The following is a 26,166-nucleotide window of genomic DNA, read 5'->3' on the forward strand; positions in this document are numbered from 1 at the left end:
CCATGGGCAGTGGAATCTGGTCCACCGACGTGTACGACGCCGCCGACCGGTACCGACGCCGCACCGGCAGGAGCGCGTTCTCGTACAGCGACAGCGGCGCCCGGAAGGTGCACCCGGCGCTCGACCCGCGCGACGCGCTGCGGGAGAGCCGCGACTCCGCCGAGCACCCGCAGTCGACCCCGATCGCCGTGCTGTTCGACGTCACCGGCTCGATGGGCCACGTGCCAAGGGTGCTGCAGAGCAAGCTGCCGCAGCTGCTCGGCCTGCTGCTGCGCCAGGGGTACGCGAAGGACCCGCAGGTCATGTTCGGCGCGATCGGCGACGCCACCTGCGACCGGGTGCCGTTGCAGGTCGGCCAGTTCGAGTCCGACAACCGGATGGACGACGACCTCGGCCGGATCGTGCTGGAGGGCGGCGGTGGCGGCCAGATGACGGAGTCGTACGAGCTGGCGCTGTACTTCATGGCCCGGCACACGGCCACCGACAGCTGGGACAAGCGCGGCCGGCGCGGCTACCTGTTCATCATCGGCGACGAGCTGGCGTACCCGGCGGTGAAGACCGCCGAGGTGGCCCGGCTGATCGGCGACGATCTGCGCGAGGACATCCCGGTCCGGCAGGTGGTGGACGAGGTGACCGCGCGCTGGGACACCTACTACCTGCTGCCCGCCGGCAGCCACTACGCGGGCAACCGCAAGGTGCTGGACTTCTGGCGCGGCCTGCTCGGGCAGAACGCGGTCGAGCTGGACGACCTGGACGCGGTCTGCGAGACGATCGCGCTCACCGTCGGGCTCGGCGAGCAGGCCATCGACCTGGACGCCGGGCTGCGCGACCTGGACCGGGCCGGCTCCACCGCCACCCGTACGGTCTCGAAGGCCCTGGCGCGGCTCGACTCGGGCCGCCGCACGGTGGCGACGCTGCCGTCCAGCCCGGCGCTGCCGTCCAGCCCGGCCGACGGCGGGGTCACCCGGCTGTGAACCACGTGACGGTGGTCGACCTCGGCTACGGCGACGCCGGCAAGGGCACCGTGGTGGACCTGCTCTGCGCCACCCGGCAGGTGCACACGGTGGTCCGGTTCAACGGGGGCGCGCAGGCGGCGCACAACATCGTCCTGCGCGACGGGAGGCACCACACGTTCGCGCAGTTCGGCGCCGGGACGTTCCGTCCCGGGGTGCGCACGCACCTGGCGCGGCACGTGGTGGTGGACCCGCTGGCCCTGGCCGCCGAGGCCGACCACCTCGCGTCGGTCGGCGTGCCCGACGCGCTCGACCGTCTGACAGTGGACGGGGAGGCGCTGCTCGCCACCCCGTACCACCGGGCCGCGAACCGGGCCCGGGAGATCGCCCGGGGAGCCGACCGGCACGGCTCCTGCGGGCTCGGGGTGGGCGAGGCGGTCGCGTACGGCCTCGCCCACCCCGACGAGGCGCCCCGGGTGGCCGACTGCCACCGCCCGGCGGTGCTGCGCCGGCGGCTGACCGCGCTGCGCGACCGGCTCACCGCCGAACTGGGCCCGCTGGACGCGCCGCCGGTGGACGACTGCCTGCCCGCGTACGCGGCCTTCGCACGGCGGGTGGCGATCGTCGACCGGACCTGGCTGGCATCCGCGTTGCGCGCGGGCACCTGCGTGTTCGAGGGCGCGCAGGGGGTGCTGCTGGACGAGTGGCACGGCTTCCACCCGTACACCACGTGGAGCACCACGACGTTCGCCAACGCCGAGACGCTGCTCGCCGAGGCGGGGATGGCCGGCACCGCGCAGCGGCTCGGCGTCCTGCGGACCACCACCACCAGGCACGGTCCCGGGCCGCTGGTCACCGAGGACGCGGCGCTGCCGTTCACCGACCGGCACAACGGGACGAACCCCTGGCAGGGCCGGTTCCGGTTCGGGCACTTCGACGCGGTCGCCCACCGGTACGCGCTGGAGGTGGCCGGTGGCGTGGACGGGCTGGCGCTCACCCACGTCGACCTGGCCGGTCCGGAGCTGCGGATCTGCCGCCGGTACGAGGACATGGGCCGGCTGGTTCCCGGCCCGGCCGGTGACCTGGACCGGCAGGCGGCGCTCACGCAGCGGCTGCTGCGGACCCGGCCGGTGCTGGGCGAGGCGCCCGCCGACTGGCCGGCTGCGGTTTCGGAGGCGCTGGGCGCACCGGTTGTGCTCACCTCGCACGGGCCCACGGCGCGGGAGAAGGAAGGGCCCCTTGTTAACGCCTTTTGCAGAGGAAGGGCCCCTGCTTAACACCGCACCCCCGAGCATGGGTGCATGGGGGACATGATCGACCTGCTGCACCACACGGTGACGTCGCCGTGGGTGTACCTGGTGATCATCGCGGTCACCGCGGTCGACGCGTTCTTCCCGGCCGTACCGGGCGAGACTGTGGTGATCACCGCGGGGGTCTTCGCGGCCGGCGGCGAGCCGAGCCTGGCGCTGGTGATCGTGACCGCCGCGCTCGGCGCGCTCGTCGGCGACCACATCTCGTACGCGATCGGGCGCGGCGGCGGCGCGCACCGGCTGGCCCGCTTCCCGGCGGACAGCAGGCGGCGGGCCGGCTCGGAGTGGGCCCGCCGGGCGGTCGACAGGCGCGGCGGGATGATCCTGACCACCGCCCGGTACGTCCCCGGCGGCCGGACCGCGGTCACGCTGACCATGGGCGCGGTCCGCTACCCGGCGCGCACGTTCCTGCTGTACGACGGCCTGGCGTGTGTCACCTGGGGGACCTACTGCGGGCTGCTCGGCTACTTCGGCGGCCTGGCGTTCGAGCACAACCCGCTGTCCGGGCTGCTCGCCGGCGTCGCCATCTCGCTGGCCGTCACCGGCCTGTTCGAGGCCGTCCGCTGGGGCCGGCGCAGAGCACGGGCCCGGGCCGCCCGCCGCCGACCACCATGCCCGTGAGCATGGCCGGGAGCGTCCCGAGCAGGTACGCGGCGAGTTGCCGGCGGTGCCGGCCCGCCAGGGCGTGACCACGACGGCCGCCCAGGCGGCCAGGACCAGCCAGCACACGGCGGCCACGGCGGGCAGCACCCAGCGGCGCGGCGAGAGCACCGAGGCGCCGTGGCCAGCGCGAGCAGGAGGATCACCGCGGTCGGCAGCGGCGAGCGGACACCGAGCCCGCCGGTGGCCGAGGCCCAGGTGGCGGCGGCCACCGTCCCGGCCAGCAGCACCGGCAGGTACGGTTCGACACGCCGGACGGCGCCCGCCCAGGCGGTCACCCGGCGAAGCCCGCGACGGCACCGGGCTCGGGGAGGGTTGGGTGCCGACCTCGAGACGCGGGGCCGCCGCACCCCGCAGGTGTTAGGAAGGGGCCCTTCCTCTACCGCAGGCGTTAAGAAGGGGCCCTTCCTTACGCCGTGGGCGGGTGCCAGGTGACGCCGCGCAGCAACTGGTCGGCGCCGAGCCAGGCCACGTTCATCATCCGGGTCGCGGTCTTGCCGGCGTCGGCCTCGGGGTGGTCGGCCAGCCAGTCGGCGAGCGACTCGCTGGCGCCGACCAGCCCGTACGCGACCACCTCCAGGTCGGTGGCCCCGATCTCGCGACCGGAGGCGCGCAGCGCGTGGTCGAGCATCCCGGCGACCACCTCGACCAGCCGGCCGCGCATGGCGGCCAGTTCGGCGGCGAACGGCTGGGAGCCACGGGCCTGCCGGTAGAGCACCGCCCAGCCGTCCCGGTGCGCGCCGACGAAGCCGAAGAACGCGCGCAGCCCGCGCCAGAGCCGCTCGTCGGCGGGCAGGTCGGGGGCGGCGGCGCCGGCGATCGCCTCCATCATCCGGGTGCTCTCCCGGTGCAGGCAGGCGATGAAGAGTTCCTCCTTGGTGCCGAGGTAGGCGTACACCATGGGCTTGGAGATGCCGGCGTCGTCGGCGATCTCGTCCATGCTGGCGGCGTGGAAGCCCTGGCGGGAGAACACCTTCACCGCCGCGTCGAGCATCTGCTGCTCGCGTACGGCCCGGGGGAGGCGCTTGAAGGTCGGCGTGCTGGACACCCTTGCGAGCATACCTACCCGTGCGTAAGGTTACGCCAGAGTAACCAAAGTCGGCCCGCCCGAGAGGTGCAATCCCCCATGACTGACTTCGACCCGGCCAACTTCGCGAACGTCGGCCCGAAGGAGTTCGCGCAGCTGGTCAAGTCCACGCCGGACGCCAAGATCGCCGAGATCATGTCCGGCGAGGCGCGCGGCAAGATCCTCAGCGAGGTCTTCAACCGGATGCCCACGCTGTTCCGCGCCGACCGCGCCGGTGCCACCAACGCGGTCATCCACTGGAACATCACCGGCCGCCCGGACGGTGGCACCGACACCTACGAGATCGTCATCGAGAACGGCACCTGCACCGTCTCGGAGACCGCCACCCGCGACCCGAAGCTGAGCCTCACCATGGGCCCGGTCGAGTTCCTGAAGATCGTCTCCGGTGGCGCCAACCCGGTGATGATGTTCATGACCGGCAAGCTGAAGGCCAAGGGCGACCTGGGCCTGGCCGCCAACATCGCCAACCTGTTCGACATCCCCAAGGCCTGACGTGGCCGAGTTCTCGCTCGACCTGAACGAGGAACAGCGGGACCTTCGCGACTGGGTGCACGGCTTCGCCGCCGAGGTCGTGCGCCCGGCCGCGGCCGAGTGGGACGCCCGGGAGGAAACTCCGTGGCAGATCATCCAGGAGGCCGCGAAGCTCGGCCTGTACGGGTTCGAGTTCCTCGCCACCTGCTGGGCCGACCCCACCGGCCTCTCCCTGCCGATCGCCAGCGAGGAACTCTTCTGGGGTGACGCCGGCATCGGCCTGAGCATCTTCGGCACCTCCCTCGCGGTCGCCGCGATCTACGGCGCCGGCACCCCCGACCAGCTCGTCGAATGGGTGCCGCAATGCTTCGGCGACGTGGCCTCCCCGGCCGTCGCCGCGTTCTGCACGAGCGAGCCGGAGGCCGGATCCGACGTCGGCTCGATGCGGACCCGCGCCGTCTACGACGAGGCCACCGACGAGTGGGTGCTCAACGGGCAGAAGGCGTACGCCACGAACGGCGGGATCGCCGGGGTGCACGTGGTCACCGCCTCGATCGAGCCGGAGCTGGGCTCGCGCGGCCAGGCCGCGTTCGTCGTACCGCCTGGCACTCCCGGTCTGACCGCCACCCGCAAGCTGCGCAAGCTCGGGCTGCGCGCCTCGCACACCGCCGACGTCTTCCTCGACGACGTCCGGGTGCCCGGCCGCTGCCTGCTCGGCGGCAAGGACGCGCTCGACGAGCGGCTGGCCCGCGCCCGGTCCGGGCAGCGCGCCTCCGGCCAGGCGGCGATGCGGACGTTCGAGCTGTCCCGCCCGACGGTCGGTGCGCAGGCGCTCGGCGTGGCCCGCGCCGCCTACGAGTACGCCCTTGACTACGCCAAGGAGCGGGTCCAGTTCGGACGCCCGATCATCTCCAACCAGGCGGTCGCGTTCGCGCTCGCCGACATGAAGACGGAGATCGACGCGGCCCGGCTGCTGGTCTGGCGCGCCTCCTGGATGGGCCGCAACAACCGGCCGTTCACCGCCGGCGAAGGGTCGATGTCCAAGCTCAAGGCCGGTGAGGTGGCCGTCTCGGTGACCGACAAGGCGGTCCAGCTCCTCGGCGGCGCCGGCTTCCTGCGCGACCACCCGGTCGAGCGGTGGTACCGCGACGCCAAGATCTACACCATCTTCGAGGGCACCTCCGAGATCCAGCGGCTGGTCATCTCCCGGGCCGTCTCCGGAATGCAGATCCGCTGACCGCCGGCGGGCCGCGGCCCGGCCGCCGACGACGCCCCGTGCCGTCGCGAGCCGGGTCGCCGCCGCCCCGGGGCCGACCCGAGCCGCGATCGGGCACAAGATCACGCCGAAGCGGACGGCCGACCCGTCCGGAACCTGGTCGACGAACACGAACAGCCTGGTCGACGAACCACGAACGCGAAGGAGTTGCGCCGTGGACCTGCCGTTCATCGCCGCCACGCTGACCCGACGTGGACTGCTCACCCCGGGCGGACCGATCCGCGTGGCCTCGCAGCTCAACACGCTGCGCCGGTGGGGCTGGAGCCTCGCCGGGGAACTGCGCCAGGCCGCCGCCCGCGACCCCGGACGCGTCGCCGTGGCCGACGAGCACGGTGCCACCATGACGTACCAGGAACTGCTCGACCGCTCCGAGCGGCTGGCCCGGTCGCTGCGGTCCCACCTGGGCGTGCAGAGCGGCGACCGGGTCGGTGTGCTCTGCCGCAACCACCACGGCCTGATCGAGGCGATAGTGGCGGCCATACTGCTCGGCGCGGACGCCGTCCTGGTCAACACCGGGCTGTCCACCGCCCAGCTGGTGACTGTGGCCGAGGAGCAGCGCCTGCGCGTCCTGGTGCACGACGGCGAGTTCACCGAGCGTGTCCTCGGCCTCCCGCCCGAGCTGCCCCGGGTCGACGAACGGCGGCAGGAGGAGCTGATCGCCGCAGCGGTCCCCGGCGAGAAACTCCAGCCGCCGGAGCGCGACGGGCGCACCATAGTGCTCACCTCCGGCACCACCGGCGCGCCCAAGGGCGCTCGCCGGCCCACCCCGCACGGCTTCGGCCCGCTGGTGTCCATCATCGACCGCATCCCGCTGCACGCGAAGGACACCGTGATGATCGCCGCGCCGATCTTCCACACCTGGGGGTACGCCGCGCTCCAGGTGTCGTTCGCGCTGCGCGCCACGGTCGTGCTGCACCGCCGCTTCGACCCGGCCGCCACGCTCGCCGCGCTCGCCGACAAGCGGTGCGACGCGATGTTCGCCGTACCGGTGATGCTGCAACGACTGATGGAGGTGGCGCCGCCGGAGCCGAGGCCACCGCTCAAGGTGGTGGCGGTCAGCGGCTCCGCGCTGCCCGGCAACCTGGCCACCGCGTTCATGGACCGGTACGGCGACGTGCTCTACAACCTCTACGGCTCGACCGAGGTCTCCTGGGCCTCCATCGCCGGCCCGGCCGAACTGCGCGCCGCTCCCACCACGGCGGGTCGCCCCCCGCACGGCACCCGGTTGGCCATCCTGGACGGCACCGGCCGGCCGGTCCGCGACGGCGAGGTCGGGCGCATCTTCGTGGGCAACGAGATGCTGTTCGAGGGCTACACATCGGGCACCGGCCGGGAGAGCCGCGACGGCCTGCTGGACACCGGCGACCTGGGCCGGCTGAACGCCGACGGACTGCTCTTCGTCGACGGCCGCGCCGACGACATGATCGTCTCGGGCGGCGAGAACGTCTTCCCGTCCGAGGTGGAGGATCTGATCGCCCGGTTGCCGCAGGTCCGCGAGGTCGCCGTGATCGGCGTACCCGACCCCGACTACGGCCAGCGGCTGGCCGCGTTCCTGGCGCTGCGCACCGGCGAGACGCTCGACCCGGAGGCGGTCCGCGAATACGTCCGGCGCTACCTGGCCCGCTTCTCCGTGCCCCGCGACGTGGTGTTCGTGAAGTACCTGCCGCGCAACGCCACCGGCAAGGTCCTCGGCCGGGAGTTGCGCCGCTACTTCGACTGATCCACATCGGTCACCCGGCTGCCGCCGTCCGGTGCTACGGTCTCCCCGACCGAACGGGGAGACGGGGAGCACCACAATGGACGGGCTTCGGCGGCGTACCGCACTCGGCCTCCTCGTCGGTGGCGCGTCCGCCGCCGCCCTCGGCCCGTTCGACCCGGTCCTCGGCGGCCGGCCCGACGACTCACCCACCCGGTGGCCGGTCCCGCCCGTCGAGCGGGAGAACCGCGCCGCCGGCCAGCCGTGGTGGCCCGAGCAGGGCGGCCGGGCCGCCGACGACCGGCGGCGCCAGATCCAGGGGTACGCCTCGACGACGAGCGTCGCGCCCGGCGAGGAAATCGACTTCCACGTCGCGGTCAACCCGGGCGGCCGGTTCCGGATCAGCGTGCACCGCATCGGCTGGTACGACGGCGCGGGCGCCCGCACGATGCTGACCAGCCCCGAGTTGCGCGGCGTGCCGCAGCCGGTGCCGGCGGCCGACCCGGACACCGGCGTGCTCGACTGCCGGTGGCCGGTGTCGTGGCGCCTGTCCGTCCCGCACGGCTGGGCCTCCGGCCTCTACCAGGCGGTCTTCACCTCGGCCGGCGGCTGGCGGGCCTGCACGCCGTTCGTGGTACGCGACGACCGGCGCCCGGCCGCGCTCTGCGTGGTACTGCCGGTGACCACCTGGCAGGCGTACAACCAGTGGCCGCACGACCGTCGGGTCGGCAAGAGCCTCTACAACGGCTACCGGGCCGACGGCCGGCGCGACCCGGCACTGCGCGCACGAGCGGTGTCCTTCGACCGCCCGTACTCCGGTGCGGGCCTGCCCACCCACTTCGACCGCGACGAGGCCGCGATCCGGTGGCTGGAACGCAACCTCTACGACGTCAGCTACGCCACCAGCCTCGACCTGCACTCCGGGCGAGAAGACCCGGCCCGGTACCGGGGTCTGGTGTTCTGCGGGCACGACGAGTACTGGTCGGCCGAGATGCGCCGCGCCACCGAGGTCGGCCTGGACGGGGGCACCAGCCTCGCGTTCCTCGGCGCGAACAGCGTCTACTGGCATACCCGCGTACGCGCCGCCGCCGACGGCCGCCCCGAACGGGTCGTCGAGTGCGCCAAGACGCTCCCCGACCCGGGTGCCGGCACCGGCGACCCGACGGTGACCTGGCGCGACCTCGACCGGCCCGAACAGGCACTGCTCGGCGTGCAGTACAACGGCATCGTGCTGACCCCGCAGCCGCTCGTGGTACGCGCCGCCGACCACTGGGTGTGGGCCGGCACCGGCGTCGCCGACGGCGACCGCATCCCGGGCGTGGTCGCGGGCGAGGCGGACGGGCTGCACGCCGCCCTCCCCCGGCCCGCCGGGACCACGCTCAGCTCCTCGCCGTACCCGGCACGGCAGGGCGGGCGGCGGCTGCAGAGCAGCCACGTCCACGAGACGGCACGCGGCGCCGTGGTGTTCGCCAGCGGCACACTCGGCTGGACCCTGGCACTGGACCGGCAGGGGCACCGTGACCCGCGCATCGAGCGGGCCACGGCGAACGTGCTCAACCGGATGGCCGGCCCGTTCAGCCCGGGATCGTGATCCGGCCGTCCACCGCCGCCGCCGCGATGTCGGTGCGGTGGTGGGCACCGGCCAGCTCGACGTCGCGTACCAGCTCGTAGGCAGCGTCGCGCGCGGCGGCCAGGTCCGGCCCGGTCGCCGTACCGCAGAGGACCCGGCCGCCCGCGGACCGCAACGTGCCGTCGGCGTCCCGGCGGGTGCCGGCGTGGATGATCCCGGCGCGGTCCGCGCCGATGATCACATCACCGGTACGCGGGCCCGCCGGGTAGCCGTCGACCGCCACCACTACCGTCACCGCCGCGCCGTCGCGCCACCGCAGCGGCGGGTGCCCGCCGAGCGTGCCGGTGGCGGCGGCGTGCAGCAGCCCACCCAGCGGCGTCTCCAGCAGGGCGAGCACCACCTGCGTCTCCGGGTCGCCGAAGCGCGCGTTGAACTCGATCACGCGCGGACCGGACGGGGTGATCGCCAGGCCCACGTAGAGCAGGCCGGCGAACGTGGTGCCCCGGCGGCGCAGCTCCGCCAGCGTCGGGTGCACCACGTCGCGCATCACGTCGTCGACCAGGTTCGGCGGGGTCCACGGCAGCGGCGCGTACGCGCCCATGCCGCCCGTGTTCGGCCCGGTGTCGCCGTCGCCGACCCGCTTGAAGTCCTGCGCCGGCAGCAGCGGCACCGCCGCCTCGCCGTCGGTGACCACGAAGAGGGAGACCTCGGGGCCGGACAGGTACTCCTCGATCACCACCCGGCCGCACTCCGCGGCGTGCCGCTCGGCGACCGCCCGGTCGTCGGTGACCACCACACCCTTGCCGGCGGCGAGCCCGTCGTCCTTCACCACGTACGGCGCGCCGAACTCGTCGAGCGCCCGCGCCACGGCCGCCGCGTCCTCGCAGGTGTACGCGCGCGCGGTCGGCACACCGGCGGCCGTCATCACGTCCTTGGCGAACGTCTTCGACCCCTCCAGCCGGGCCGCCTCGGCGCTCGGGCCGAACACCGCGATGCCCTTGGCGCGTACCGCGTCGGCGACGCCCGCCACCAGCGGCGCCTCCGGCCCGATGACCACCAGGTCGGCCGCGACCTCGACGGCGAGGGCCGCCACGGCCGCCGGGTCGGTGGGTGTCACCTCCCGCAGCTGCGCCACCGCCGCGATCCCCGGATTCCCCGGAGCCGCGACGAGCGCCTCGACAGCCGGGTCACCGGCGAGTCCGAGCGCGAGAGCGTGCTCCCGCCCACCACCACCCACAAGAAGTACGCGCACGACCGGCATCCTACTGACCGCCTCACCCCACCCCGTCGATCAAGGAGTTTGCGTCTCAGATTGAGGGGTGATCGTCCGCAAACTCCTTGATCACCGGCGCTTCAGGGCGTGCTTGACCGTCTGGGGAATGTAGTCGGGGCGCATGGTGTCGGACCAGGTGAAGCGGAGGATCCGCCAGCCGGCGTTGACCAGGCGGTTCTGTCGGAAGCGGTCCGCGTAGACGGCCTCGGGCGTCAGGTGCGGGGCTCGGCCGTCCGCCTCCGCGATCAGACGCGCCCCGCGCCATGCCAGGTCCCCGATGCCGAGCAGGTAGCCGTCGTCGTCCCGTACCGGCAGTTGCAGGACCTCCGGCGGCACGCCGCCGTCGACGCACCGGAGTCGGGCGCGGGTCTCCAGGGGTGACTGTGCCCGGCCGTCTGCCTCGGCCAGGTATTCCCGAGCGGCGACCGCCCCGCGGCGACCGGCGAGGTGCGCAAGCACCAGGGACATGTCTTTCTCGGCCAGGATGCCCTGGTTGAGTGCGGAGTCGAGGACGCACACCGCCGGGTAGCGCCTCGCCCGCAGCAAAACGTCCGCAACGGTGCGCACCGGAGTCGTGACCGGTACGCCGTCGGCCCGGCACACGTCCGCGTCACCGAGCGTCAACTGATGCACCGTCAGGCTGGGCTCCGCCCGACGCTGCACGTGCGGCCGGTGCGGCGGCACCGAGACGTGGATCGCGGCCGTCGGTGGAAGGCCGGCGATGCCGTGCAGCTCGGCGGCGGTGTCGAGTACGGCGACCGCACCCGGCCCGATGCTCGCGATCGCGGCGCGGATCATGGCCCGCCGGAATGACACCGGCGCCGGCCCGGCCGGAGACGGCAGGTAGCAACCACGCGAGACGCGCGTCCATCGCCCGGACCGGACGAGGTACCGGATCTGCTCCCGGCCGACGCCCAGGCGCAACGCCTGCCCGGCCGTCACGAACCCGCCCTGTGTTGCGGCCAGCCGCGTCAGTTCGCCGAATTCACCCACACGCGCAGGCTCCCCCGCGCCACCCCACAGCCGACGCCCCTGTGGACAACCTTGTGGATAACCAAAGCCGCCCCCGCACCGCCTCCCAGCAACCACCCCCCGACCACCCCGCCCCCACCCCCCGCCCCACCCCCGACCACCCCGTTGATCAAGGAGTTTGTGTCCAGTTCGGCGTCGGATCCGGACACAAACTCCTTGATCAACGGGGTGGTCGGGGGTGGGGCGGGGGGTGGGGGGTGGGGGGTGGGGGGTGGGGGGTGGGGGGTGGGGTGGGGTGGGGTGGGTTAGGGGAGGAGGGGGTGGCGGAGGACGTTTTCCTCTCGGCCTGGGCCTACGCCCACCACGCTCACGCGGGTGCCGGTCAGCTCCTCGATGCGGGTGATGTAGCGCCTCGCGTTCTCCGGCAGCTCGTCCTCGGTCCGCGCCTTGGTGATGTCCTCCCACCAGCCGTCGAGTTCCTCGTAGATCGGCGTGGCGTGGTGGAAGTCGGTCTGCGTCATCGGCATGTCGTCGAAACGCTCGCCGTTGATCTCGTACCCGACGCAGATCGGCACCTTGGCCAGGCCGGTCAGCACGTCGAGCTTGGTGACCACCAGGTCGGTGACGCCGTTGAGGCGGCACGCGTACCGGGCCACCACCGCGTCGAACCAGCCGCAGCGGCGCTCCCGGCCGGTCGTGGTGCCGTACTCGTGGCCGATCTTGCGCAGGTGCTGCCCGTTGTCGTCGAACAGCTCGGTCGGGAACGGGCCGGAACCCACCCGCGTCGTGTACGCCTTGCTCACCGCGATGACCTTGGTGATCGCGGTCGGCGGGATGCCCGCGCCCACGCACGCCCCGCCGGCCGTCGGGTTCGACGAGGTCACGAACGGGTAGGTGCCGTGGTCCATGTCGAGCATGGTGGCCTGGGCGCCCTCCAGCAGCACGGTCTCGCCGCGGTCGAGCGCGTCCCAGAGCATCACCCGGGTCTCGGCGATGTACGGGCGCAGCCGCTCGGCGTACTGGAGGTACTCCTCGACGGTCTCCTCGACGTCGATCGCCTTGCGGTTGTAGGTCTTGAACAGCAGCTGGTTCTTCTCGCGGAGCGCCAGCTCCAGCTTCTTGCGCAGGATGCCCGGGTCGAGCAGGTCCTGCAGGCGGATGCCCATCCGGGCGACCTTGTCGCCGTACGCGGGACCGATGCCCCGGCCGGTGGTGCCGATGCGGGAGCTACCCAGGTAGCGCTCGACCACCCGGTCCAGCGCCCGGTGATGCGGCATGATCAGGTGCGCGTCACCGGAGATGCGCAGGCGGGACACGTCCACGCCGCGCTCGGCGAGCCCGTCGATCTCCTGGAGCAGCACCTTCGGGTCGACCACCACCCCGTTGCCGATCACGATCATCGCGCTCGGTGACAGCGCTCCGGACGGCATGAGGTGCAGCGCGTACTTCTGGCCGTCCGGCGTGATCACCGTGTGGCCCGCGTTGTTGCCGCCCGAGTAGCGCACGACGTAGTCGACCCGCTCACCCAGCAGGTCGGTAACCTTGCCCTTGCCCTCGTCGCCCCACTGGGCGCCGAGCAGCACGATCGCTGGCATCTTCTCGCCTCCAGAAGGCTCGGGTGCCAGGTGGCGACCGGTCAGCGAGCCCGGGGTGTCAGGCTAACAAGTAGTGACGGTGGGACCAGCAGGGGTTGGTCGGAAAGCAGGAGGCTCCTTCGTGTACGACGTGGTGCTGCTCACCCTCGGCTCGGAGCGGGACGCTCCCGGTGGTGGCTGCGGCAGCGGCGGCGCCTGCTGCGGCGGCGCGGACGACACCGCCGCCGACACCGGCGAGGAGCGCTGCGAGACGCCGCGCGTACCGGTGCTGGCCTGCACGGATGAGCTGACCGCCCGGGGCGCCCGGGTGACCACCGTGACCGCCCGGTCGGACGCCGAGATCGACGAGGTGCTGGCCCGCCTCGACGGCCCGCCGCGTGCCGACGGCCTCACCTGGCCGGATTCCGACGGCAAGACCCGGCTGATCGTCGCCGCGGCGAGTGACGGTCAGTTGCGCGCCGTCCTGCGCCGGCTGGTGCGCCGGTACGCTCCGCCGCCGAGTCGCCGACCCGCGGACCTGGCCGGCAACCGTACGGTGCCCGACCTGCCCCCGGTGGGCGTACTCCCGCTCGATCCGGCCCGGTCCGGGGCGGCGCGGGACCTGGCCGCGCAGCTCGGGCTGCCCCGGGATCCGGCGGGTGTGGCCGCCGCGGTGCTGGACGGCACCGCCCGGCGGCTGGACCTGCTGCGTAACGACGGCGGCTCGGTGACGCTCGACGGTGCGCTGCTCGGCGCCGCCGACGACGCCGGCCGCCCGCTGCACTGGCGGGCCCGGGTCGAGGTCGACGGCACGGTGCTCAGTGACGGTTCCGAACCGATCACCGCATGCGCGATCGGCAACGCGGGCGGGTACGCGCGCCTGGGCGAGGTGGACCTGCTGGGCGGCCCGGATCCGGCCGACGGCCGGGTGACGGTGGGCGTCGCCGTACCAGTGGTGACCCGCTCGGCGTTGGGCCGGAAGAAGGTCCGGCTGGAGGTACGGCGGGCGCGGGGACGCGCGGTGGCGGTGGTGCCCCGCGACGAGAAGGTGCCCTTCCTCGACGACGGCGTCGAGGGCGAGCTGAGCCGCAAGCGCTCCTGGTGGACCGAGCCGGGTGCATGGGCGGTCTGGACGGGCTGACCTCGGTCGATCCCCGCCCGGCTCGCGACGCTGGCCGGACCGCCTATCCTCGGCGGAAGGAATGGGGAGGATCCGTGGTGCACGAGAACGACGACCGGGCCCACGTACCGGGCCGACCACAGGTGCCGCAGCGCGACGTCGAGCCGCTCTGGCCGCCGGAGGAGACCGACGCGACGGCGGCCACGATCCCGCCGTGGGCGTCGGTGCCCTGGCCGCTCCCGCAGGCCGACGCTCCCACGCCGGCGGCGGACGTTCCGGCGTCCCAGGCGCCGGCGGTCGACCTGGATCTGCCGTTCACGCTCGACCAGGCGTCGTCCGGCCCGTCACCGGCGCGACCGGCGGCGTCCGGCTCACCCGTGGTGCCCGGAACACCCGTGCTGCCCGGCACACCGGCGATGGCCGGCTCGTCGGCCACGGCGCCCGTGAGCCCGCCCCCGTCCGCGTCGCACGCGGCTCCCGCCCCGACCACGCCCGCCACCGCCACCGGCACCGGCACCGGCACCACCGGACCGGATACTGCTGGCTCGGGTTCGGCCGGCTCGGGTGCCGTGAACGGCCGGGCCACCTCGCCGTGGGCCCAGCCGCCGCAGCGGGCCGGGTCGGACCCCGCCGACGCCACGGCTCCGCCGTCCGAGCCGGCGGGGGACGACGGCACCGCGTCCGGCCGCGCCACCGTGGCACCACCCCCGCCGCCTGACGCGCTCCCCACCGACGGCACCGCCGCAGGCCGCGCCACCGTGGCACCGCCCCCGCCGCCTGACGCGCTCCCCACCGACGGCATCCCCTCCGGCTGGGCCACTGTCGCCGGCACACCGGCCCAGCCCTCGCCGGTATCCGGCACGGGACCGGCCGGGCCGGGCGCGCCCGAGCAGATGCCCCGCCTCGGGCCGTTCCCGCCGTCGCCGGGCGTACCTACGCAGCAGTCCCCGTACGGCAACGGCCACCCGCCGCCCGGCTGGACGCCGCAACCCGGCCAGACCGGGTACCAACCGCAGCCCGGTCAGCCCGGCTGGTACCCGCCGCCCGGCTGGACGCCCCAGGCCGGGGCGCCGCAGCCCGGCGGCCCGCTGCCCCCGCAGGCACCGCTGTCCGGCCCGGTGGTGCCCCCGCCGCCGCAGCCCGGAGCGCCCCACCCGGAACAGGGCTGGATGCCGCAGCAGGCGGTACCCCCGACCGCCGAGGACTTCGCCCGCCGCCGCCAGGCCCGGCCGGTCGACCCGGTGGCCACCATGGGCGTACGCGCGGTGGTCAACAGGATCGGGCTGGTCCGGCTCGCGCCCGGGCGGCACGAGCAGGAGATGAAGCGCGACATCGAGATGGTCCGCCGCAACTTCGGCGGCCTGCGCCAGGTGACGGTGGTCAACCCGAAGGGCGGCGCCGGCAAGACGGTGGCGATCCTGCTGCTCGCCATGACGTTCGGCCAGAAGCGCGGTGGATACGTGCTGGCCTGGGACAACAACGAGACCCAGGGCACCCTCGGCATGCGGGCCCAGCAGGACTTCCACGCCCGTACGGTGCGGGACATGCTGCGCGACCTGACCCAGTTCCAGGGCCCGCACGGCCGGGTGGGTGACCTGTCGCAGTACGTCCGCTCGCAGGGCGAGGGCATGTTCGACGTGCTGGCCTCGGACGAGTCCGCGACCGGCGGCGAGATGCTCACCGCCGCCGCGTTCGCGGAGATCCGTGAAGTGGTCAGCCGCTTCTACAAGCTGATCTTCGTGGACACCGGGAACAACGTCCGGGCGCAGAACTGGCAGGCCGCGATGGACGCCACCGACCAGCTCGTGGTGACCATGTCGGCCCGTAACGACTCGGCCGAGACCGCCGCCCGGATGCTCGACCACCTGGAGCAGAGCGGTCGGCAGCGGCTGGTCCGGCAGGCGGTCACAGTGGTCTCGATGCCGCCGTCGCGCAAGGAGATCGACCTGCCCGCGATCCAGGCCCACTTCGCGGCGCGGACCCGGGCGGTGCTGCTGGCGCCGTACGAGCGGCTCATCGACACCGGCGAGCCGCTGCGGTACGGGCAGCTCTCCTCCGCCACCCGCGACGCCTGGCTGAAGATCGCCGCGTCGGTGGCGGAAGGGCTGTAGGACGGGCGCGACGGCCGGCACCCGGGTCGGGACCGGCCGTCGCGGCAGTGGTCAGTCGCTGGAGAGCGCGTCTCCGGCGGCCGGGTCGCAGTCGCGGAGGAACTGGGCGCACCGGGCCGCCTCGTCCGCCTCGCCGATCTCTCCCGCGGCGCGGGACAGCACGTAGAGGCAGCGGAGGAAGCCCCGGTTCGGCGTGTGCGCCCAGGGCACCGGGCCGTGGCCCTTCCAGCCGCTGCGGCGCAGCTGGTCGAGGCCCCGGTGGTAGCCGGTGCGGGCGTACGCGTACGCCGTGACGACCTGACCCGCGGTGAGCGCGCGGCCGGCCAGCGCGGCCCAGGCCGCACTGTAGGTCGGGAATCGGGCCGCGACCTCGGCGTACGCCTCGTCGGTGCCCTGCTCGGCCGCCGCCGCCAGCGCGGCGTCGGCCTCCTCGTGGACCGGGAGCAGGGTGGCCGGTGGCTCAGGCAACAGGTTCTGCATCGCCCCATTCAACCCGCTTCGCCCTCGGGTACGCGAGGGGCCTCGCCCGAACGGTTGGCTGAACGGCTGAGGGTTTCGTCACGCCTGCGGCGGGAGCACACGTACCCGCGGCCCATGCCGCCGCCGTGGTTCTTGCACTACAAATACAGATCCGGAGCCTCCCCAGGACCCGGTTACGCAGGAGCCCGGCGGCGTGCCCGCCGGGCTCCTGTCGTTCTCGCCCCCGGTTTCGGCACTTGCCGTGCGGGGGCAGGATGACCTGGTGCCGACCCCACCACCCGCGGACGTCATCGAGCCGCACGCCCCCCACGTCAACGAGATCGAGACCCGCACCGCGTTCGAGCAGCGGCTGGCCGGGGGAACCCTGGCCGGTCTGACCGTGCAGGGCCTGCGCCTCGACCTCGACCCGGTTCCCGACCTGCGCGACATCGACGTCACCGGCACCCTCTTCGTGGGCTGCCGCTTCGCCGGTCGTGAGGTGGGCGCGGACCTGGTCCGCCGGGGCGCCAACGTGGTCCCGCCGTTCTCCGGGCTGCCCTACCCGACCCAGCCGTCGCACCTCTACACCGCTGACGAACTGGCCGCCGGGTTCACCGAGGGCGGGTTCACCGAGATGTACGACACCCGGGTGTACGCGCACTTCCGAGCGCACGGCGGCGCGCTGCCGGACGTACGCGAGGCGCTCGGGCAGCGACTGCACGACCACGGCGTGGACAACGCCCTGGCCGACGCCACCCGGGCGTGGCTGGCCACGCACGGGCCGCAGTCGGTGGTGGGCGTGATGGGCGGGCACGCGGTGCCGCGCGGCAGCGTCGCGTACCGGATGGCCGCGGTGCTGGGCTGGGAGCTGGCACGGGCCGACCGCCTGGTGGTGACCGGCGGCGGTCCGGGCGTGATGGAGGCGGCGAACCTCGGCGCGTTCCTCGCGGCCTGGCCGGCCGAGGAGCTGTCCGCCGCGATCGACGTGCTCGCCGTCGCGCCGGACTTCACCGACCACGACCGGTACACGGCGGCGGCGCTGGCGGTGCGCAAGCGGTACGCGGACGGCCCGTCGCTGCCCTCGCCCCGCCCGTCGGCGCCCGGCACCGACTGGGCCCGGTCCGGCGGGCTGGCCATCCCGACCTGGCTGTACGGCCACGAGCCGGCGAACCTGTTCGCGGGCCGGATCGCGAAGTACTTCTCCAACGCCATCCGGGAGGACACGATCCTGCGGCTGGCCCGGGGCGGGATCGTGTTCGCGCCCGGCCGGGCCGGCACCGTGCAGGAGGTGTTCCAGGCGGCCACCAAGACGTTCTACGGCACCGACGGGGCGAGTGGGGCGTACGTCTTCCTGGACCGCACGTACTGGACCACCGAGCTGCCGGTGGAGTCGCTGCTGCGCCCGCTGTTCGCCGCGTCCCCGTTCGGCGACCTGTCGCACACGATCCACCTGACCGACGACGTCCACGAGGCCGTCACGCTGCTGGTGCGGTGAAGGAAGGGCCCCTTATTAACGCCTGCGGTAGAGGAAGGGCCCCTTGTTAACAGCGAGCTGTTAACAAGGGGCCCTTCCTTACACGCGGGGTGTCACTTCATGGTGGTGCCGGTGGAGCGCAGGTGCTCGCAGGCCTCGACCACGCGGGCGGCCATGCCGGCCTCGGCGGCCTTGCCCCAGACGCGCGGGTCGTACATCTTCTTGTTGCCGACCTCGCCGTCGACCTTCAGCACGCCGTCGTAGTTGCGGAACATGTGGTCCGCGACCGGGCGGGTGAAGGTGTACTGGGTGTCGGTGTCGATGTTCATCTTCACCACGCCGTAGTCGAGCGCCTCCCGGATCTCCGAGAGCAGCGAGCCGGAGCCGCCGTGGAAGACCAGGCTGAGCGGCTTGTCCTTGCCGTACTTGGCGCCGACCGCGTCCTGGATCTGCTTGAGCACCTCGGGACGGAGCTTGACGTTGCCCGGCTTGTAGACGCCGTGCACGTTGCCGAAGGTGAGCGCCGCCATGTAGCGGCCCTTCTCACCCAGGCCGAGCGCGTCGACCATGGCCAGGCCGTCGTCGACGGTGGTGTAGAGCTTGTCGTTGATGGCGTTCTCGACGCCGTCCTCCTCGCCGCCGACGACGCCGACCTCGATCTCCAGGACGATCTTGCCCTTGGCGGCCTCGGTCAGCAGCTGCTCGGCGATCTCCAGGTTCTCCGCCACCGGCACGGCCGAGCCGTCCCACATGTGCGACTGGAACAGCGGCTCCTGGCCGGCCTTGACGCGCTCCTGCGAGATGGTCATCAGCGGCCGGACGAACTTGTCCAGCTTGTCCTTCGGGCAGTGGTCGGTGTGCAGCGCGATGTTGACCGGGTACTTCTTGGCGACCTCGTGGGCGTACGCGGCGAACGCCACCGCGCCGGTCACCATGTCCTTCACGGACGGCCCGGACAGGTACTCCGCGCCACCGGTGGAGACCTGGATGATGCCGTCGCTCTCCGCGTCGGCGAAGCCCTTGAGCGCCGCGTTCAGCGTCTGCGAGGAGGTCACGTTGATCGCGGGGTACGCGTACCGGCCGGCCTTGGCCCGGTCCAGCATCTCCGCGTAAGCCTCGGGGGAAGCGATGGGCATGTCGAACGCTCCTTACTTACCGCTCTCGGCCGTGCAGGCCGCTGTCTTCCATGGAGGGCGGTCGTTCCGGCCCCGGATCTTCCCCGGAGCCGACCGTTCCGGCCGCTGACGTCCACGGGTGCGCCGGACCGCGCTGTCCACCGCGGGCAGTATCCCGCAGGAGCGCGAGCGGGGCACAACCGGCCCGGACGCCGCTCACCGATTCTCCAGCCGGTCCGGTACGACGACGCTGATCAGCCAGCTCACCACCGCGACCACGATGGCGCCCCAGAACGCGGCCCAGAAGCCGTCCACGTGGAACGGAAGCTTCAGCACCCCGGCGATCCAGTCGGTCAGCAGGAACAGCAGCGCGTTCACCACGAGCGCGAACAGGCCGAGCGTGAGCAGGTAGAACACGCAGCCGAACACCTTGATGAGCGGCTTGAGCACCGCGTTGACCACACCGAAGACCAGAGCCACCACGATCAGGGTGAGCACGGTGCTGCCGGTGTTGCGGCCGCTCACCTCCACCCCGGGCACGATCAGCGTCGCGATCCACAACGCGACCGCGGTGATCCCGAGTCGGATCAGGAAGCCCATGGCAACCATCCTGGCACCGGCCGTGCGCCCGGAGCGGGACAATCGCCGACTCCGCCGTTCCGCCCGCCACCCAGCGGCGGCCGGGAGCAGCCCGTACGGTGGTGGGGACGATGCCCGCACGGAGAACAGGGAGGGACGATGGGTCAGCCCGACGAGGACTTCGCCCCCAGTGACCACCTCGCCCCGGAGGAGCGGGATCTGGAGGCCGAGCCGGCCGACGCGGTCGAGCAGGCCACCACGGTGACCGACGACACCGACGGCGAGCCGCACCGCGGCATGGAGGTCGACGACTGGGACGCCATGGAGCAGGCCCGCGTCGTCACCGCCGACGAGGACGACTACCGCTGACCCGGCGCCCGGAAACCCCCGCGACAGGAACCAGGCGAGCACGAGATCATCGATGAGTGCTGCTGACCCTGACCACGACCCACCGCCCGGCGACCGACCTCGGACACCTCCTGGTGAAGCATCCGGACCGCGTGCAGAGCTTCGACCTGCCCGCCGGTGCCGCGCATGTGTTCTACCCGGAGGCGGACGAGGCGCGCTGCACGGCGGCGCTGCTGGTCGAGGTCGATCCGCTCAAGCTGGGCGGCGGCCGCAGGAACCGGGCGCCGGAGGGCTTCGCGCTCGGGCAGTACGTCAACGACCGCCCGTACGCCGCCTCCAGTCTGCTCTCGTCCGCGCTGGCGAAGGTGTTCCGCTCCGCCCTGCGCGGCGAGTCGCGCGACCGTCCCGAGCTGGCCGCTAGCGCGATCCCGCTGACCGTACGGGTGCCGGTGCTGCGCTGCCGGGGCGGTGCCGAGCTGGCGGTACGGATCTTCGCCCCGCTGGGCTGGGCCGTGACCGCCGACCCGGTCCCGCTCGACGAGACGTACCCGGAGTGGGGTGACAGCCGGTACGTCGATCTAACGCTCACCGGCACGCTGCGGCTCGCGGACGCCCTCAACCACCTGTACGTGCTGCTGCCGGTGCTCGACGACGCCAAGCACTACTGGGTGGCGCCGGACGAGGTGGACAAGCTGCTGCGCGCCGGTGCGGGCTGGCTGGCCGGTCACCCGGAGCGGGGTCTGATCACGCGCCGCTACCTGGCGCACCGCCGGGCGCTCGCGGGCGAGGCGATGGCCCGCCTGACCGAGCTGCGGCTGGCCGACGAGCCGCCCGCCGACGACAGCATCGAGCCGTCCACGGAGGCCGGGGCGGCGGAGGACGTCCGCCGGGCCTCGCTGGCGGTACGGCGGCGGGAGGCGGTGCTCGCCGCGCTGCGGGACAGCGGCGCGAGCCGGGTGCTGGACCTCGGTTGTGGTGGCGGCGCGCTGCTCACCGCGCTCGTCGCCGACCGGCGGTTCACCGAGGTGGTGGGCGTCGACGTGTCCGACCGGTCGCTCGGCATGGCGGCCCGGCGGCTGCGCCTGGACCGCCTTCCGGAGCGGCAGCGGGACCGGATCCGGCTGCGGCAGTCGGCGCTCACCTACCGGGACGACCGGCTCCGGGGGTACGACGCGGCGGTGCTGATGGAGGTCGTCGAGCACGTCGACCCGCCGCGCCTGCCGGCGCTGGAGGACGCGGTGTTCGGTCACGCCCGGCCGGGCACGGTGGTGGTGACGACGCCGAACGTGGAGTACAACGTGCGCTACGAGGGGCTCGGGCCGGGCCGGTTCCGGCACCCGGACCACCGGTTCGAGTGGACCCGGGCCGAGTTCGCCGCCTGGGTGGGCCGGGTGGCGGCGGCGCACGGCTACACGGCGGTGCTCGGCGGCGTCGGCGACGACGACCCGGAGGTGGGCACGCCGACCCAGATCGCGGTGCTGACGCGGGACGACCGCAACGAGCGGCCCGACCGCAACGACCGGGACGACCGCAACGAGAACACCGGCGACGACCGGAAGGAGGCGACGAACCGATGACCGTCCTGGACATCCCCGAGCTGGCTCTGGTGGCGCTCGTCGGCGTCTCCGGCTCCGGCAAGTCGACGTTCGCCCGGCGGCACTTCGCGCCCAGCCAGGTGCTCTCCTCGGACACGTTCCGCGGCCTGGTGGCCGACGACGAGAACGACCAGTCCGCGTCCGCCGACGCGTTCGACGCGCTGCACCACGTCGCCGCCATCCGGCTGCGGCGGGGACTGCTGACGGTGGTCGACGCGACGAACCTCCAGCCGCATGCCCGCGCCGGGCTGATCCGGGTGGCCCGCGAGCACGACGTGCTGCCGGTGGCGATCGTGCTGGACGTGCCGGAGGCGGTGGCCTGGGAGCGTACGGAGGCGCGCGCCGACCGGACGCACGGCCGTCAGGTGCTGGGCCGGATGCGCCGCGACCTGCGGCAGTCGTACGGGCGGCTGGCCCGCGAGGGTTTCCGCAAGGTGCACGTGCTGCGCGGGGTGGAGGAGATCGACGCCGCGGAGATCCGCTTCGAGAAGCTGTTCAACGACCGGCGGGAGCTGACCGGTCCGTTCGACGTGGTCGGGGACGTGCACGGCTGCCGTACCGAGCTGGAGACGCTGCTGTCCCGGCTCGGCTACGTGCTGCGGCACGACGACGCGGGCCGCCCGGTGGACGCGGCGCACCCGTCGGGGCGTACCGCGGTGTTCGTCGGTGACCTGGTGGACCGCGGCCCGGACTCGCCGGGCGTGCTCCGCCTGGTGATGGGCATGGTGGCGGCCGGCCACGCGATCTGCGTGCCGGGTAACCACGAGCAGAAGCTGCTGCGCAAGCTGCGCGGCCGGGACGTCCGGCTCACCCACGGCCTGGCCGAGACGATGGAGCAGCTCGCCGCCGAGCCGCCGGAGTTCGTCGCCGAGGTGGAGACGTTCATCGACGGCCTGGTCAGCCACTTCGTGCTCGACGGCGGCCGGCTCGTGGTGGCGCACGCCGGGTTGAAGGAGGCGTACCACGGACGGGCGTCCGGCCGGGTGCGGTCGTTCGCGCTCTACGGCGAGACCACCGGCGAGACCGACGAGTACGGCCTGCCGGTGCGCTACCCGTGGGCGCGGGACTACCGGGGTTCGGCGACGGTCGTGTACGGGCACACGCCGACGCCCGAGCCGGAGTGGGTGAACAACACCATCTGCCTGGACACCGGTTGCGTGTTCGGCGGGCGGCTCACCGCGCTGCGTTACCCGGAGAGGGAGCTGGTGGCCGTCCCGGCGGTGCAGGAGTGGTACGCCCCGGCCCGCCCGCTGGGCCCGGTCGCGCCGGCGCGGCCGGACACCGTGCTGGACCTGGCCGACGTGACCGGGCGGCGGCACCTCACCCACGCGTACGGGTCGCTGACGGTGCCGGCCGAGAACACCGCCGCCGCACTGGAGGTGATGAGCCGGTTCGCGGTCGACCCGGGCCGGTTGGTGTGGCTTCCGCCGACCATGGCGCCCTGCTCCACGTCGGCGGTGGACGGGTTCCTGGAGCATCCGGCCGAGGCGTTCGCCGACTACCGGGGGGCCGGTGTCGACCGGGTGGTCTGCGAGGAGAAGCACATGGGCTCGCGGGCGGTGGTGCTCGTGGAGCGGGAGCCGGGCCGCTTCGGCGGCGGGGTGGTGCACACCCGTACCGGGCGGCCGTTCTTCGATCCGCCGCTGCACGACGGGTTGCTGGCCCGGGTGCGCACCGCGGTCACCACCGCCGGCCTCTGGGCCGAGCTGGACACCGACTGGCTGCTGCTCGACACCGAGCTGCTGCCCTGGTCGGCGAAGGCGGGTGGGCTGATCCGCGAGCAGTACGCCGGGGTCGGCGCGGCCGGGCGGGCCGCGTTGCCGCCGGTGCTCGCCGCGCTGGACACCGCCGCCGGGCGCGGGCTGCCGGTGGCCGCGCTGCGCGACCGGATGGCGGGGCGGGCCGCGGAGGTCACCGCCTACTCGGCGGCCTACCGGGCGTACGTCCGGCCGACCGACGGGCTGCGCGGGGTGACCCTGGCGCCGTTCGCGGTGCTGGCCGGCGCCGGGGTGAGCTACGCCGACCGCGATCACGGCTGGCACCTGTCGCTGGCCGACCGGCTCTGCGCCGCCGATCCGGAGTTCTTCACCCAGACCCGGCGGCGGGTGGTGGACCTGGCCGACGAGTCGGCGGTGACGGACGCCACCGGGTGGTGGCTTGCGCTCACCGCCGCCGGTGGCGAGGGCATGGTGGTCAAGCCGTACGCGGGCCTGGCCGCCCGGTCGCCGAAGGGTTCGCTGCTCCAGCCGGGGATCAAGTGCCGGGGGCGGGAGTACCTGCGGATTATCTACGGTCCCGGGTACACCGATCCGGCGCAGCTCGCCGCGTTGCGCCGCCGGTCGCTGGGCCGCAAGCGCGGGATGGCGCTGCGGGAGCACGGGCTGGGCCTGGCCGCGCTGGACGCGCTGGCCGAGGACGCGCCGCTCTGGCGCCGCCACGAGCTGGTGTTCGCGATCCTCGCCTGCGAGTCCGAACCGGTCGACCCCCGCCTCTGACGACGACGTCCGGTCCGGCCGAAATGCCGGACCGGGCCGGGGTACCGTGTGTGGCCGTGAACACAGCAGAGAAGACCCGGATGTTCTCCGAGAGCGTGGCGCTGAACCCGCTCGATCCGAAGGACCTCATCCACACCTTCGGCATGGTCGGCGTCTGGGTGATCCTCTTCGCCGAGACCGGGCTGCTCGTCGGCTTCTTCTTCCCCGGCGACTCGCTGCTGTTCCTGGCCGGGGTGGCTGCCTCACCGGTGGCGGACGCCATCTTCGGCGACGGCACCCGTGTGTCCCTGATCGGGCTGATGATCGGCGGTCCGCTCTGCGCCATCGTCGGCGCCCAGTTCGGGCACTGGCTCGGCGCCCGGTACGGCCGGCGCATGTTCGACAAGCCCAACTCCCGGCTGTTCAAGCGGGAGTACGTGGAGAAGGCGGAGTACTACTTCCAGAAGTTCGGCCCGGCGAAGGCAGTGGTGCTGGCCCGGTTCATCCCGATCGTGCGGACGTTCCTCAACCCGGTCGCCGGGGTGCTCGGCATGCCGGCGCGCCGGTTCTTCCTGTGGAACGTGGTGGGCGCGGTCCTCTGGGTGGACGGCATCCTGCTGGTCGGCTATCTGCTGGCCCGCCAGATCTACGACGCCATCGGCGACAAGATCGACAGGTACATCCTGCCGGTGGTCGCGCTGATCATCGTGATCTCGGTGATGCCGATCTTCTTCGAGTTCCTGCGCGACCGGCGGGCACGTAAGCGCGGCGAGGCGGTCGCCGTCATCACCGCGGCGACGTTGGCCGGCACCGTGGAGGCGGCCCGGGAGGGCATCGAGGGGCATCGTCCCGGGCACGGCGACGGTGGTCAGCACCGGCACTGAGCACGTACGGACGCCGAAGGCCGGCCCTCGGACGAGGACCGGCCTTCGACAGCACTGCTCCAGCCGGGTCACACGGACGACGACAGCCGTCACCGTGCGCTGATGGCGCCACCCCTCGCACGCCACCGGTCACCCGGTCGGGACGACCCTCGGTCGGGTCGGCCCGAAGGTTTCAGCGAGCCTTCTTGGTGGCCCGCTTCCGCGGCGGGGTGAGCAGATCCGCGATCGTGGCGATCGCGGACGGCACCAGCCGGTAGTACGCCCAGACCCCGCGCTTCTCCCGCTCCAGCAAGCCGGCCTCGGTGAGGATTCGCAGGTGGTGGCTGACCGTCGGCTGCGAGAGGCCGAGCGGCGCGGTGAGGTCACACACGCACGCCTCCCCCTCGGGAGCCGACTGGATCAGGCTGAGCAGCCGCAGCCGGGCGGGGTCCGCGAGGGCCTTGAGGACCCCCGCAAGCCGCTCGGCGTCGGCGCGTTCGATCGGCTCGCCGGCAAGCGGCGAGATCTGAGGCATGGTCATTTCAGCCAACGCAGTTCCCACGTATTCCATCCTTCCACCAGCAGCATCGATCCGCCTGCATATCAGCAGATCCGAATCGGCAAACTTTTACGCCACAAGGCCGAGGTCAGCCAACGTATAGGCCGCCCGATAGGGCAATCCGGCGGCTCGCACCGCGTCGCCGGCACCTCGATCAACAATAACCGCCACACCCACCACCTCGGCCCCCGCCTCACGCAATGCCTCGACCGCCGTCAACACACTTCCACCTGTGGTGGAGGTGTCCTCGACCGCGAGCACCCGTCGCCCGGAGACGTCCGGCCCCTCGATCCGGCGCTGGAGACCGTGGGCTTTGCCCTCCTTGCGGACCACGAAGGCGTCGACCGCGCGGCCGGTGCCCGCCGAGGCGTGCAGCATGGCGGCGGCCACCGGATCGGCGCCCAGGGTCAGCCCACCGACCGCGTCGTACGCCCAGTCGGCGGTGAGGTCCCGCATGACCCGGCCGATCAACGGAGCCGCCTCGTGATGGAGCGTGACGCGGCGCAGATCCACGTACCAGTCCGCCTCGCGGCCCGACGAGAGCACCACCCGGCCGTGCACCACAGCGAGGTCAGTGATGAATTTGCGCAGGTCGTCGTGGTCGCCCATGGCTCAAGAGCGTACTTC

The 26,166-nt window shown here is 73.2% G+C and carries 23 protein-coding genes; 14 read left to right on the top strand and 9 right to left on the bottom strand.

From position 1 onward, the window contains the following. The first annotated feature begins 2 nt into the window (after nt 1-2). The 3 genes from GA0070215_RS02895 to GA0070215_RS02905 are packed head-to-tail and all read left to right on the top strand — an operon-like array spanning nt 3 to nt 2,884. Entirely contained in the window at nt 3-974 is a 972-nt protein-coding gene (locus tag GA0070215_RS02895) for a hypothetical protein (protein ID WP_091041462.1), read from the top strand. Next, complete coding sequence (locus GA0070215_RS02900) at nt 971-2,230, top strand: adenylosuccinate synthetase (RefSeq protein ID WP_091041466.1); 1,260 nt, start codon at nt 971-973, stop codon at nt 2,228-2,230. The genes GA0070215_RS02895 and GA0070215_RS02900 overlap by 4 nt, the downstream gene beginning before the upstream one ends. A gap of 24 nt (nt 2,231-2,254) precedes the next feature. Next, nucleotides 2,255-2,884 (top strand): DedA family protein, encoded by a 630-nt coding sequence (locus tag GA0070215_RS02905; protein WP_091041468.1) that lies wholly within the window; start codon nt 2,255-2,257, stop codon nt 2,882-2,884. 448 nt (nt 2,885-3,332) lie between these two features. Here GA0070215_RS02905 and GA0070215_RS02910 read toward each other — a convergent pair whose 3' ends face one another. Then, nucleotides 3,333-3,971, bottom strand: coding sequence for a TetR/AcrR family transcriptional regulator (locus GA0070215_RS02910; RefSeq protein WP_018785486.1), 639 nt, complete (start codon nt 3,969-3,971; stop codon nt 3,333-3,335). Nucleotides 3,972-4,049: 78 nt separating this feature from the next. On the opposite strand from GA0070215_RS02910, the gene GA0070215_RS02915 reads away from it, so the two are divergent. The 4 genes from GA0070215_RS02915 to GA0070215_RS02930 all read left to right on the top strand — a co-directional run bounded on the left by GA0070215_RS02915 (nt 4,050) and on the right by GA0070215_RS02930 (nt 9,044). Then, nucleotides 4,050-4,502 (top strand): SCP2 sterol-binding domain-containing protein, encoded by a 453-nt coding sequence (locus tag GA0070215_RS02915; RefSeq protein WP_018785487.1) that lies wholly within the window; start codon nt 4,050-4,052, stop codon nt 4,500-4,502. A gap of 1 nt (nt 4,503) precedes the next feature. Next, nucleotides 4,504-5,718, top strand: coding sequence for an acyl-CoA dehydrogenase family protein (locus GA0070215_RS02920; RefSeq protein WP_091041472.1), 1,215 nt, complete (start codon nt 4,504-4,506; stop codon nt 5,716-5,718). Between the two features lie 193 nt (nt 5,719-5,911). Continuing rightward, nucleotides 5,912-7,477: an AMP-binding protein gene (locus GA0070215_RS02925; RefSeq protein WP_091041475.1), complete on the top strand. Its 1,566-nt coding sequence runs from the start codon at nt 5,912-5,914 to the stop codon at nt 7,475-7,477. Nucleotides 7,478-7,553: 76 nt separating this feature from the next. Beyond that, nucleotides 7,554-9,044, top strand: a complete 1,491-nt coding sequence (locus GA0070215_RS02930; RefSeq protein ID WP_091041479.1) for a N,N-dimethylformamidase beta subunit family domain-containing protein — start codon at nt 7,554-7,556, stop codon at nt 9,042-9,044. Here the strand turns inward: GA0070215_RS02930 and purD are convergent. The 3 genes from purD to GA0070215_RS02945 all read right to left on the bottom strand — a co-directional run bounded on the left by purD (nt 9,028) and on the right by GA0070215_RS02945 (nt 12,863). Further along, a complete protein-coding gene (purD, locus tag GA0070215_RS02935) occupies nt 9,028-10,275 on the bottom strand; it encodes a phosphoribosylamine--glycine ligase (RefSeq protein ID WP_091042096.1) in 1,248 nt (415 codons plus the stop codon). The two genes, GA0070215_RS02930 and purD, sit on opposite strands and share 17 nt — an antisense overlap. 90 nt (nt 10,276-10,365) lie before the next feature. Further along, nucleotides 10,366-11,289, bottom strand: a complete 924-nt coding sequence (locus tag GA0070215_RS02940) for a type IV toxin-antitoxin system AbiEi family antitoxin domain-containing protein (RefSeq protein ID WP_091041482.1) — start codon at nt 11,287-11,289, stop codon at nt 10,366-10,368. A 284-nt stretch (nt 11,290-11,573) separates the two neighbouring features. Next, nucleotides 11,574-12,863 (bottom strand): adenylosuccinate synthase, encoded by a 1,290-nt coding sequence (locus tag GA0070215_RS02945; RefSeq protein WP_018785492.1) that lies wholly within the window; start codon nt 12,861-12,863, stop codon nt 11,574-11,576. 121 nt (nt 12,864-12,984) lie between these two features. Between GA0070215_RS02945 and GA0070215_RS02950 the strand changes: the two genes are divergently transcribed. Further along, nucleotides 12,985-13,983, top strand: a complete 999-nt coding sequence (locus tag GA0070215_RS02950; RefSeq protein WP_091041487.1) for a diacylglycerol kinase family protein — start codon at nt 12,985-12,987, stop codon at nt 13,981-13,983. A gap of 74 nt (nt 13,984-14,057) precedes the next feature. Continuing rightward, complete coding sequence (locus GA0070215_RS02955; RefSeq protein ID WP_091041491.1) at nt 14,058-16,073, top strand: MinD/ParA family ATP-binding protein; 2,016 nt, start codon at nt 14,058-14,060, stop codon at nt 16,071-16,073. A gap of 51 nt (nt 16,074-16,124) precedes the next feature. On the opposite strand, the gene GA0070215_RS02960 is transcribed toward GA0070215_RS02955, so the two are convergent. Continuing rightward, nucleotides 16,125-16,553, bottom strand: coding sequence for a DUF3151 domain-containing protein (locus GA0070215_RS02960; RefSeq protein WP_018785495.1), 429 nt, complete (start codon nt 16,551-16,553; stop codon nt 16,125-16,127). A gap of 262 nt (nt 16,554-16,815) precedes the next feature. Here GA0070215_RS02960 and GA0070215_RS02965 point away from each other — a divergent pair, with 262 nt between their 5' ends. Next, entirely contained in the window at nt 16,816-18,027 is a 1,212-nt protein-coding gene (locus GA0070215_RS02965; protein ID WP_018785496.1) for an LOG family protein, read from the top strand. A 92-nt stretch (nt 18,028-18,119) separates the two neighbouring features. Here the strand turns inward: GA0070215_RS02965 and fbaA are convergent, their stop codons facing one another. Next, a complete protein-coding gene (gene fbaA, locus GA0070215_RS02970; protein ID WP_026267898.1) occupies nt 18,120-19,142 on the bottom strand; it encodes a class II fructose-bisphosphate aldolase in 1,023 nt (340 codons plus the stop codon). Between the two features lie 195 nt (nt 19,143-19,337). After that, the gene (locus GA0070215_RS02975; protein WP_018785498.1) at nt 19,338-19,721 is read right to left on the bottom strand and encodes a phage holin family protein; all 384 of its coding nucleotides are present in this window, start codon (nt 19,719-19,721) and stop codon (nt 19,338-19,340) included. A 138-nt stretch (nt 19,722-19,859) separates the two neighbouring features. Between GA0070215_RS02975 and GA0070215_RS02980 the strand changes: the two genes are divergently transcribed. The 4 genes from GA0070215_RS02980 (at nt 19,860) to GA0070215_RS02995 (ending at nt 25,001) form a co-directional block, all read left to right on the top strand. After that, nucleotides 19,860-20,069 carry a hypothetical protein gene (locus tag GA0070215_RS02980; RefSeq protein WP_018785499.1) on the top strand — a complete coding sequence of 70 codons (210 nt, stop codon included), beginning with the start codon at nt 19,860-19,862 and terminating at the stop codon, nt 20,067-20,069. A gap of 56 nt (nt 20,070-20,125) precedes the next feature. Then, nucleotides 20,126-21,625, top strand: a complete 1,500-nt coding sequence (locus GA0070215_RS02985; RefSeq protein WP_091041495.1) for a 3' terminal RNA ribose 2'-O-methyltransferase Hen1 — start codon at nt 20,126-20,128, stop codon at nt 21,623-21,625. Beyond that, nucleotides 21,622-24,138: a polynucleotide kinase-phosphatase gene (locus tag GA0070215_RS02990; protein ID WP_091041499.1), complete on the top strand. Its 2,517-nt coding sequence runs from the start codon at nt 21,622-21,624 to the stop codon at nt 24,136-24,138. The genes GA0070215_RS02985 and GA0070215_RS02990 overlap by 4 nt, the downstream gene beginning before the upstream one ends. 80 nt (nt 24,139-24,218) lie before the next feature. Beyond that, nucleotides 24,219-25,001, top strand: coding sequence for a DedA family protein (locus GA0070215_RS02995; RefSeq protein WP_369753263.1), 783 nt, complete (start codon nt 24,219-24,221; stop codon nt 24,999-25,001). Between the two features lie 172 nt (nt 25,002-25,173). Here the strand turns inward: GA0070215_RS02995 and GA0070215_RS03000 are convergent, their stop codons facing one another. Both GA0070215_RS03000 and pyrE read right to left on the bottom strand, forming a co-directional pair. After that, on the bottom strand, nt 25,174-25,551 hold the full coding sequence (locus tag GA0070215_RS03000; RefSeq protein WP_007454255.1) for an ArsR/SmtB family transcription factor: 378 nt from the start codon (nt 25,549-25,551) through the stop codon (nt 25,174-25,176). Nucleotides 25,552-25,608: 57 nt separating this feature from the next. Continuing rightward, on the bottom strand, nt 25,609-26,148 hold the full coding sequence (gene pyrE, locus GA0070215_RS03005) for an orotate phosphoribosyltransferase (protein WP_018785504.1): 540 nt from the start codon (nt 26,146-26,148) through the stop codon (nt 25,609-25,611). Between the last annotated feature and the right edge of the window lie 18 nt (nt 26,149-26,166).

The sequence above is a fragment of the Micromonospora marina genome, assembly GCF_900091565.1.
In the GTDB taxonomy this organism is placed as follows: Bacteria; Actinomycetota; Actinomycetes; order Mycobacteriales; family Micromonosporaceae; genus Micromonospora; species Micromonospora marina.

Coding starts and splice junctions, on each gene's coding strand:
- GA0070215_RS02895 (WP_091041462.1), top strand. CDS start 3: ATGGGCAGTGGAATCTGGTCCACCGACGTGTACGACGCCGCCGACCGG.
- GA0070215_RS02905 (WP_091041468.1), top strand. CDS start 2,255: ATGGGGGACATGATCGACCTGCTGCACCACACGGTGACGTCGCCGTGG.
- GA0070215_RS02915 (WP_018785487.1), top strand. CDS start 4,050: ATGACTGACTTCGACCCGGCCAACTTCGCGAACGTCGGCCCGAAGGAG.
- GA0070215_RS02930 (WP_091041479.1), top strand. CDS start 7,554: ATGGACGGGCTTCGGCGGCGTACCGCACTCGGCCTCCTCGTCGGTGGC.
- GA0070215_RS02945 (WP_018785492.1), bottom strand. CDS start 12,863: ATGCCAGCGATCGTGCTGCTCGGCGCCCAGTGGGGCGACGAGGGCAAG.
- GA0070215_RS02960 (WP_018785495.1), bottom strand. CDS start 16,553: ATGCAGAACCTGTTGCCTGAGCCACCGGCCACCCTGCTCCCGGTCCAC.
- fbaA (WP_026267898.1), bottom strand. CDS start 19,142: ATGCCCATCGCTTCCCCCGAGGCTTACGCGGAGATGCTGGACCGGGCC.
- GA0070215_RS02975 (WP_018785498.1), bottom strand. CDS start 19,721: ATGGGCTTCCTGATCCGACTCGGGATCACCGCGGTCGCGTTGTGGATC.
- GA0070215_RS02980 (WP_018785499.1), top strand. CDS start 19,860: ATGGGTCAGCCCGACGAGGACTTCGCCCCCAGTGACCACCTCGCCCCG.
- GA0070215_RS02990 (WP_091041499.1), top strand. CDS start 21,622: ATGACCGTCCTGGACATCCCCGAGCTGGCTCTGGTGGCGCTCGTCGGC.
- GA0070215_RS02995 (WP_369753263.1), top strand. CDS start 24,219: ATGTTCTCCGAGAGCGTGGCGCTGAACCCGCTCGATCCGAAGGACCTC.
- GA0070215_RS03000 (WP_007454255.1), bottom strand. CDS start 25,551: ATGGAATACGTGGGAACTGCGTTGGCTGAAATGACCATGCCTCAGATC.
- pyrE (WP_018785504.1), bottom strand. CDS start 26,148: ATGGGCGACCACGACGACCTGCGCAAATTCATCACTGACCTCGCTGTG.